This window comes from Pseudarthrobacter sp., from assembly GCF_036675385.1.
Lineage (GTDB): Bacteria > Actinomycetota > Actinomycetes > Actinomycetales > Micrococcaceae > Arthrobacter.
The window spans coordinates 1-7,130 of the sequence record NZ_JAKFFD010000163.1 but is presented as its reverse complement, the minus strand read 5'-3'; the positions used below and the strand labels follow the sequence as shown (position 1 = coordinate 7,130).

Here is a 7,130-nt window from a genome sequence, read left to right as displayed (position 1 = left end):
CGGCCGCGGGATGGGCATGATGGAGCCGCACGCGGAACTGGAGGCCCAGATCGAACAGTGGCGCGGATACGTCCAGCGCCGCCAGGCGATCTCCGCCGCCGACATCGACGAGCTGGAGGACCACCTGCGCGGGCAGATCGCCGACCACCAAGCGACCGGGCTCGATGACGAGGAAGCGTTCCTCGTCGCGATCAAGCGCCTGGGCAACCTGGACGCCGTCTCGCGCGAGTTTGCCCGCGAGCACTCCGAGCGGCTCTGGAAGCAGCTCGTACTCGTCCCGGAAAGCTCCGACGACGGCGGGGCGCCACCGTGGCGCGAGCTGGCGGTGGTTCTCGCGTTCGCCGTCGGGGCTGGCATTGCGGTCAAGGCCGGACTGGCATGGCTCGACGACGGCCCAGCCCAGGCGCGCAACCTCGGCCTGTTGGTCTTCCCGTTCCTCGCCGGCTACTTCGTGTGGACCCGCCGGCTCACGCCGCGCGTAGCGGCGATGCTGCTCGTCCCCTTCGCCGCGCTGGCGGTGGTTGTCAACGTCTACCCCTTCGCCGCCGGCGGTTCCACCGAGCTTCTCGCCATCCTGCACGCCCCCATCGCCCTGTGGCTGCTGGCCGGGGTGGCGTATGCCGGAGGGAGGTGGCGTTCCGACAGCCGGCGCATGGACTTCGCCCGGTTCACCGGTGAGCTCGCGATCTACTACACGCTCCTGGCGCTGGGCGGCGCGGTCCTGGTGGGGCTCACGTTCGCGGCCCTGCAGGTTGTCGGCGTCGATCTGGAGCCCATCCTGGCGGAGTGGATCCTGCCTTTCGCGATGCCGGGGGCACTCATCGTCGCCGCGTGGCTCGTCGAGGCCAAGCAGAACGTCGTCGAGAACATCGCCCCCGTCCTCACGCGGGTGTTCACGCCCCTGACGATCATCATGCTGCTGACCCTCCTGGGCGTATTCGCGGCTGCCGGCGGACTCACCGACGTCAACCGGGACCTGCTGATCCTCATGGACGCGATCCTCGTGCTGGTCCTGTGCCTGCTGCTCTACTCGATTTCCGCCCGCGATCCGCTCGCACCGCCGAGGCTGGCGGATGCGCTGCAGCTGGTGCTTGTGGTCGCGGCCCTCGCGGTGGACGCCGTGATGCTGACCGCGATGCTGACCCGCATTGCCGAATTCGGTTTCAGCCCCAACAAGGTCGCCGCCCTCGGCCTGAACCTCCTGCTGCTGGTGCACCTGGTCCGGGCGGCCTGGCTCGCCCTCGGATTCCTGCGGCGCCGACGCTCTTTCTCACAGCTCGAGCGCTGGCAGACGCGGTACCTGCCGGTCTATGGGGCCTGGGCCGCGATGGTGGTTGTGGTCTTCCCGCTGGTCTTCGGCTTCTCATGAATCAGCACGAACACACCTAAACGCCCTTCCGCTTCCACGCCACCGACAACCCCAGCACCACGGCGCCCAGCCCCAGCATCACCAGAACCATCAGCCCCCAGTTCGCCTGGTTCACGCCCGGCCCGTACAGCACACCGATCAGCACCGTCGCCGCGATAGCGCCAAGGTAGCGGCAGGTCTGGAAAATGCCGGCTGCCACTCCCCTTTCCTCCGGCCGGGCGGACACGTACAGGCCCTGGTTCGACGCCGTGCTCACCACCCCGTACGGCACACCCAGCAACGCGGTCAGCACAAACACCAAGGGCGGCCACAGGGACAACGTCAACGCCCCCAGCCCGCCCGAGGCAACCAGCAGGATCAGCGCACCGGCGATCAACACCGAACGCACGCCGAACCGCTCAATCAGCCGCACCGTCACCGGGGTGACCAGCACGGACATCGCCGCCAAGGGAAACATCAGCAGGCCCACCAGCCCGGCGTCGTAATGTCCCGCCTCCTGCAGCAGCTGCGGCAGGCCGAAGAACGCAAAGTAATAGACGCCGCTAAAGACGACGAACACCAGATACACCAGCAGCAGCGGCCGGTTCCGGCCGAGCAGCCGCAAGTCCAGGAACGGCGGACGGAAGCGCAGCTCCCGCCACGCGAACAGCGCGGCAATGACGGTCGCCGCGCCCAGGAGCCACCAGCGGTATCCCGGCATCACGTTCAGCAGCGCCATCATCGCGAGCATCAGCGAGGTGACGAAGGCCAGGATGCCGGGGATGTCGGAGTCACGGATCAGGGTGGAGAGCTTCCCGGTTTCGCGTCCGGCATCGGCCGGCGCCGCCCGGTGCACCACAATCAGCGCCAGCAGCGCGAGCGGCACGTTCACGGCGAACAGCGCCTGCCAGCCCAGCAGGCTCACCAGCAAACCGCCGACGACGGGTCCCACCGCGGCCGCGGACGTGTTCGCCATCTGGATCCGGCCAAGCGGTCGGGTGGACGGCAGCTTCGCCAGCCGGCTCAGTTCGGTGACCATCACGACGGCGGACGGGTACGCCGTCGCCGTCCCCACCGCCATAAGCGCTCGGGCTACACAGACCAGCGCGAAGTTGGGCGCAAACGGAGCCAGCGCACACGTCACCGCCACCAGGGCCATCCCGAACGTGAACAGGCGGCGCGGCCCGAAGCGGTCCGCGAGCCTGCCCATGAGCGGCTGCCCGGCTGCGGACGCGAGGTAGAACGACGTGATCACCCAGGTGACGGTGGCGACGTCGAGCGCGAAATCCTCCCGCAGAACCACCAGCGCGACGGCGATCATGGACGAGTTCAGCGGGTTCAGGGAGGTGCCGAGGCTGAGCGCGGCGATCGCGAGGCCGGGACGGGGTTTGTTCGTCACGCCCCTAAGTCTGGTGCATCGTTGCCTTGGGTCACGAACCTACGCAAGAGCGTTACTTCAGCCCCCAGTAGGTCCTGGCTTTGCTATTCATGGAGAAACTCTTCTGGATGAAAATCTTGCCTCCTTCTATCGCCCCTACAGGCACATCCATGCAGACTTGATAACTTGCCTGACCGCCCTTTTCCAGCGTCGGTACATGCATCGCCCCATTTTTCAAAGAGGCGCCGCACGAGCCGGCATCGTATTGTCGGGCATCTGTGCCTACGAAGGTCGGCGATAGGTCGATCCATGGGGTTCCCTCGTCAGCCCCTGCGTAGGTCACCGTGAGGTCGACCAGGACATACGTTCCTTCTGGGGGGTCGTTAAACATGTTGTTGGAAACGACTTCTTCAGTGGCGTTGAGCTTCACTCCAAGAACCGCGACTTGATATTCGTTGCCTACAACGGCTGACGTCCCAAGGGGATGCGGCTTCGCTGCCGACCCGTCCATGGCAGCGGTTGCCTCGGGGCTTGGAGCCGTGGACGGAGTGGGGCTGGCGAACGGAGTGGCGGATTGTGTGGTGTTCAAGCCAGCGCTTGCGTTGGTATTTTCTTTGGTCCCCGACGAGTACGCCGACAGCGTCACAATGACGCCGACCAGGGATATTCCTCCGATTGCGAGGGCGGCTATGGTCATGCCTTGCACGGAAGTTCCGGTACGTCGCGCGCCCACCAAGGCAATGACTGCCATGACCACGGCAGCGAGACCCAAGAAGAAACTCAAGATATTGAGAATCGGAATCCAACACAAGACGATCGCAACAGCGGCAAGCACCAACGCGGTAGTTGTCAACGTCTTCCCACGCGGTTCCGGGGACGAGCTCGTTCCCGGAACATCAATCCAGAATTCATGCCCTGGAGGAGCTGGACCCCATGCCGGATCTGGGTGCCAGTTCTCGTGCGGTTGCCAGCCCTGAGGCGGCGACGGCCAATTTTTCGGCGAGTTGTAGATTTTCAAACTTCCCCCTGGACCTCAGCAGAAATGAGCCCCCATTTCGGCCCGTTCCCGGAGCATATCCCGGACCGCCCTTTCTAGGTGTAAAAGCTGGCCACGCAATTTCTTCACGGTTGGACCTCAGTGAACTCGCGCGCCTGTTTGGTCGTCACCACAGGCCAAATCGACACAATTCAGTTTGGTACCCCAAAGTGTCAGAGCTTGGCTCTACATTTACATACACTGAGATCGCCGTTGCTTGGGGGGAACGAGCATTCACCTGTCAACCCTCCTGAATTTGTCGACGGCGGCATCACCCGCATCGCATCAAACAAAGGAAAGTCATGACTGAACCGTATTCCCCACCCGTTGCCCAAGTTCCCGTGGACCCGAATTACAACCAGCCCCTGAAGGGTAACGGATTCGGAACCACGGCATTGGTTCTCGGCATCGTTGCCATCGTCTTTTCAATCATTCCCATTCTGGGATTCGTCGCGTTCATTTTGGGCCCGCTCGCACTGATTTTTGGCGGTATCGGTCTGACGCGCAAATTCACCAAGAAGGGCACTTCCATTACTGGCCTGGTCTTGGGCGCGATTTCGATCATCGTGGCCATCATTGTCACGGCGATCGTTGCCGCCGCCGCGAACGGCGTCAGCGAGGCTCTGAACAAGGAACACAAGATCGAGTACGTCGTCACCACGTCAGGTCCTGCCAAGGTCAGCTACTGGAATGGTGATGGATCATCAAACGAGGACATTGCGGCGGACTGGAAGAAGGAAATCACGGCAACGGGGCTCAGCTTTAGCACTCTGAGCGTTACGGGTGACTTCAGTGCTGCCACTTCGGTTACGTGCGAAATCCTGGTTGACGGTGCAAGCGTCTCCAAGAACAGCGGCTCCGGCACGGCTGCCATGGCATCGTGCTCAGGAACTGCCAGCGCGAAGTAGCCCCACGGACACAACGCGAAGAACGTCGGGGTAGAGGACTGCCCCGACGTTCTTTTGCAGGCGACGGGCGCCACCCAACCAGGACGCCGCCGTCGTACTTTCTCCGCTCACCACCCCCTGGGCGCCGGCGCTGGCCAGCCTCGTGCCCCGGTCACATCCCGGGCATCAGCCCAAGCTGCCCCATCAGTGAGGCAACATCCGGGTGGGCGCGGAACGAGGTGATCTTTCCGTCGGTGACAGAGACGAAATAGGTTCCTGTTCCCACTACGGATTTGCCCGTGGCCGGAATTTCCTGGTCCCCCATCCGCATCGGCCCGGTGTTCGTGCCGGTGAACTCCACTTCCGCCGCCACCTCGTCATCACTGACCACCCGCCGGGTGGTCCTGACGCGCATATCCGGAAACGCCATGAACCAGGTGTCCATGTAGGCCCGGACCTGCTCCCGCGTGCGGAACGGCTCGGGGGCCATTACATCCGTAAAGGTGAAATCATCGGCCAGCAGTTCGGCGAACGCCGCCGTATCGTGCTGGTCCCAGGCCGCCATTCCGCGGTCGTCAAGCTGCTCTACTTCTGCGCGTGACATCACACATCTCCTCCTTGAAATGTCCTGATGCGCCTCATGCTAGACCGCTGGAACCCGTAGTCAATGGTTAGTTGCTACCTGGGCGCACGTCAGCCGGATGGCGCCCGCAACCAACCCTGGTACCGCCGTCGCACTCCCTTACTCCGGGGCGTGTGGTGCGTTCAGTTCGCCGGCAATCTTTACTTCCAGCGCAGCCACCGTGGCCTCGGGCAGGACGATGAGACCGTCCAGCTCGCGCCGGGCGCGCTTGTACGCGGTCTGCCGTTCGGCAGGTGTCGCCGCGTTGTCCGAGGCGATGTTGAGCAGCTTCCTGGCCGTTGCCAGCCGCTGGCGTTCGGGCCCCGTGAGTTGCTGTCCTTGATCCGCTTGGCTTCCCGCTCGGCAACGTCGAACGCCAGCTCGAAGCTATGCACGGCCGCCCGGTATTCCGCCAGCCGGGCCGCCGTCGTAATCTCCTCCGGCTTGGCCGGCCGCAAACCGTCCGCCTCGCGCTTGGCCCGAAGGAAGGCGACGGTGAGAGGTTCGCGCACGTCCGTCATGACGGGAAAGTCGATGAGTTTTCCCACGTCAAGCTCGTAGTCCAGCCACCGCCGGTTCACGGCGTCGTGCGCTGCCATCAGGGCAGCGACCTGGGCCTGGCTGGCTTGTTCCGCCTGCACCGCCTGGTTCTTGAGCTTGTACAGCTCCAGACGGCGACGGTGCCGGCGTTCGCTGGCCTTGGACCACTGCCTTACCCACCCTCCGGCCATTCCGCTGAGAGGGAAGACGAGCCACCAGTAGTGGCGAAGGAAGTCAAAGAATTGATCCACGGATTCATCGTCCCACCTGAGCGCGCCCACTGAAACGCATCTCCCGGGGTCAGGTCTTCGTGGGAACGGCATCCAAAACCCGTTGACATGTGACTAAATGGTCACCTATCCTTGAACTGTGGACGCCGTATTCAAGGCCCTCGCCGACCCCACCCGCCGGGACCTGCTCGATGAGCTCTTCCGGGAGGACGGGCAGACCCTCCATGCACTCGAGGCCCGCTTCGAGATGACCCGTTATGGGGTCATGAAGCACCTCAAGCTGCTGGAGGAAGCCGGCCTGGTGGTCACCCGCCGTCGGGGTCGCGAGAAACTCCATTTCCTCAATCCGGTGCCCATCCGCCTGGTCCACGACCGCTGGGTCAGCAAGTATGCACAACCATGGGCCGCTGCACTCAGCGACCTCAAAACCAGATTGGAAAGTCCCATGGAAAAGATCTTCGAAATCTACATCAAGACCACTCCGGAGCGGCTCTGGGAAGCCATCACGGACAGCGATATCCGCAGCAAGTACCAGTTCGGCAACAGCATCAAATCGGACTGGACCACGGGCAGCCGCTTCGAGATGGGCAACCCGAAGGCCGACGGCGCGCTCCTGGGCGAAGGCGAAAACATCGAAGTCGATCCCCCACGCCGCCTCGTTCAGACCATGACTGCGCTTTGGGGCGAGGACGTGAAGGCCGAAGGCACCTCACGCATCACCTGGGAGATCGAACCCGTGGGCGATTCCTGCCACCTCACCGTCACCCACGACCAGCTCCGCGAAGGTGCCAACGACCAGCTCTACGGCGGCTGGCCGATGATCCTCTCCGGCCTCAAGACCTGGCTGGAAACCGGCGAAAAGCTCACCACCCCCGGCTCACTCATGTACACCTGAGGCGACCGGCGGCACCCAACCCGGGCGCCGCCGTCGTACTCCCCGCGCTACTTTTCAGGTGCCGCGTGTGCCGCTTTGGCGGCCTCATAGCTGGCGCCGAAGGGCAGCGTGTCCATGTCCAGCATGGGGTTATCGTCCTGGGTTGCCACCAGTTCGCGGGCGGCTCTGTCCGAATCCACGCTGGGCATCGACCC

Annotated in this window: 6 protein-coding genes and 1 pseudogene; 3 read left to right on the top strand and 4 right to left on the bottom strand. The window is 63.8% G+C overall.

Going from position 1 to position 7,130, the window contains the following annotated elements; genetic code table 11:
• Positions 1-1,369 (top strand): permease prefix domain 1-containing protein (locus V6M49_RS13695; RefSeq protein ID WP_442959733.1); only part of this gene is annotated, 1,369 nt, incomplete at its 5' end.
• A gap of 16 nt (positions 1,370-1,385) precedes the next feature.
• On the opposite strand, the gene V6M49_RS13690 is transcribed toward V6M49_RS13695, so the two are convergent.
• Positions 1,386-2,747 (bottom strand): MFS transporter, encoded by a 1,362-nt coding sequence (locus tag V6M49_RS13690; RefSeq protein ID WP_332761427.1) that lies wholly within the window; start codon positions 2,745-2,747, stop codon positions 1,386-1,388.
• A gap of 52 nt (positions 2,748-2,799) precedes the next feature.
• Positions 2,800-3,744 (bottom strand): DUF4190 domain-containing protein, encoded by a 945-nt coding sequence (locus V6M49_RS13685; protein WP_332761425.1) that lies wholly within the window; start codon positions 3,742-3,744, stop codon positions 2,800-2,802.
• Positions 3,745-4,064: 320 nt separating this feature from the next.
• Between V6M49_RS13685 and V6M49_RS13680 the strand changes: the two genes are divergently transcribed.
• Entirely contained in the window at positions 4,065-4,670 is a 606-nt protein-coding gene (locus tag V6M49_RS13680) for a hypothetical protein (protein WP_332761423.1), read from the top strand.
• Between the two features lie 151 nt (positions 4,671-4,821).
• Here V6M49_RS13680 and V6M49_RS13675 read toward each other — a convergent pair whose 3' ends face one another.
• Positions 4,822-5,253, bottom strand: a complete 432-nt coding sequence (locus V6M49_RS13675; protein WP_332761421.1) for an ester cyclase — start codon at positions 5,251-5,253, stop codon at positions 4,822-4,824.
• 138 nt (positions 5,254-5,391) lie between these two features.
• Positions 5,392-6,062 (bottom strand): annotated as a pseudogene (locus tag V6M49_RS13670) (hypothetical protein).
• A gap of 118 nt (positions 6,063-6,180) precedes the next feature.
• Between V6M49_RS13670 and V6M49_RS13665 the strand changes: the two are divergent.
• Positions 6,181-6,936: an ArsR/SmtB family transcription factor gene (locus tag V6M49_RS13665; protein WP_332761419.1), complete on the top strand. Its 756-nt coding sequence runs from the start codon at positions 6,181-6,183 to the stop codon at positions 6,934-6,936.
• Positions 6,937-7,130: the final 194 nt, after the last annotated feature.

What these genes read in the sequence shown, in the direction of transcription:
- V6M49_RS13680 (WP_332761423.1), top strand. Translation starts at nt 4,065, where the DNA reads ATGACTGAACCGTATTCCCCACCCGTTGCCCAAGTTCCCGTGGACCCG.
- V6M49_RS13675 (WP_332761421.1), bottom strand. Translation starts at nt 5,253, where the DNA reads ATGTCACGCGCAGAAGTAGAGCAGCTTGACGACCGCGGAATGGCGGCC.